The sequence below is a fragment of the Moorena sp. SIO4E2 genome (assembly GCF_010671945.1).
Classification (GTDB): Bacteria; Cyanobacteriota; Cyanobacteriia; order Cyanobacteriales; family Coleofasciculaceae; genus Moorena; species Moorena producens.
This window is the reverse complement of the sequence record NZ_JAAHIE010001285.1, coordinates 1-1,282: the sequence shown is the minus strand read 5'-3', so window position 1 is coordinate 1,282 and position 1,282 is coordinate 1. Positions and strand designations below refer to the sequence as shown.

The 1,282-nt window shown below is 44.5% G+C and carries 2 protein-coding genes; one reads left to right on the top strand and one right to left on the bottom strand.

Annotation, left to right across the window (positions count from 1 at the left end; translation table 11 throughout):
• A partial coding sequence (locus F6K37_RS43010; RefSeq protein WP_287257295.1) for an RNA-guided endonuclease InsQ/TnpB family protein occupies positions 1-578 on the bottom strand: 578 nt, incomplete at its 3' end.
• A 273-nt stretch (positions 579-851) separates the two neighbouring features.
• On the opposite strand from F6K37_RS43010, the gene F6K37_RS43005 reads away from it, so the two are divergent.
• The gene (locus F6K37_RS43005) at positions 852-1,064 is read left to right on the top strand and encodes a hypothetical protein (RefSeq protein ID WP_287257294.1); all 213 of its coding nucleotides are present in this window, start codon (positions 852-854) and stop codon (positions 1,062-1,064) included.
• Positions 1,065-1,282: the final 218 nt, after the last annotated feature.

Here is a 1,282-nt window from a genome sequence, read left to right as displayed (position 1 = left end):
AAGATTTCTGGAACTGTGTCATCTTGGATCGAAAGCGTGACGTAATAACCATCAGCCTTTCGAGTTATAGTAGCAGTCTTTACCTTGAAGCCTTCAGGGATAGGTCTGTGATAGATCATCTTAACTTTTCCAAACTTAGGAAGAGTTAAGGTGTTTCCATCTATAGGACTTTTGGACAAACAAGGGAAAGTGAAAGACTTATACCTGTTTTGGCCTTTGAATCTAGGTCTTCCGCTCTTCTTTCCGTTGCAGTCTCCTTTTAGGAATCGCTTAAAAGCTAAGTCAACACGCTTTACACAGTCTTGTAAAACTTGAGACTGAATATCAGCGTACCAAGGTCTATCCTTTTTTAATTGAGGAAGGGTTCGTTTCTGTGAAAAATAGTCTGGATTATCCCTTAATTCTGGGACATTACAAATAAGAGGACAAGAATTGATTGAGCAGCGGCTTTGCTCGTACCATCTAAATCTATCAGCCAGTAAGTAGTTGTACTGGTGTCGAAGCATATCTAGCCATTTTTCTACTTTCTGTGCCTGTTCTTTTGTTAGTCTTAGCCGGTACTGATACGCTGCTATCATCGTTGCTGCCTCCTGTTTTTCGACCTATACTTAGTATAGCGCAAGTATTTACAGGTGTCAACGCACAATGAAGGATAAAAATTTGATGATTAGATTGACTGATTTTGAAAAAAGGCAACTAAGACAGGAAGCCGATCGTAGAGGTATGACCAACTCTGAGTTGATAAGAAGCTTGATAGCTCGTTTCCCTGATCCGAAAGAGTCTGTGTAAAATTCATCCCACACCTATGCTACGCATTAGGATGTGGGGCTTCTTTTACCGGACAGCTAACTATGGGATTGGCCAAAGGCCAGGCTACGCGATTGGCCTTTGGCCACGCTACGCGATTGGCCTTTGGCCACGCTACGCGATTGGCCTTTGGCCACGCTACGCGATTGGCCTTTGGCCACGCTACGCGATCGCATGGTTGTTTAACAGTTAGGCTTCCGCAACGGTTAGGTTTCCGCAACGGTTACTATAGTCGATGCGATCGCATAGTTGATTAAATCTCTAGACGTAAGCTATCAGTTATCAGCTATCAGCTATCAGCTATCAAATGTCGGCCTGTGGCCAAACTACTGTTGGCGCAGCGTGCGCGTAGCGCAATCAGTACTTTTGAATAAAATAAGCTGACGGCACCTCAAGTAGCGTGAGCTAAAAGCTGACCGCTGATAGCTGACCGCTGACCGCTGACCGCTGACCGCTGATAGCTGATAGCTTAGGT

Bases quoted from the DNA above. Each gene is read 5' to 3' on its own strand.
- F6K37_RS43005 (WP_287257294.1), top strand. From the start codon at position 852: ATGGGATTGGCCAAAGGCCAGGCTACGCGATTGGCCTTTGGCCACGCT.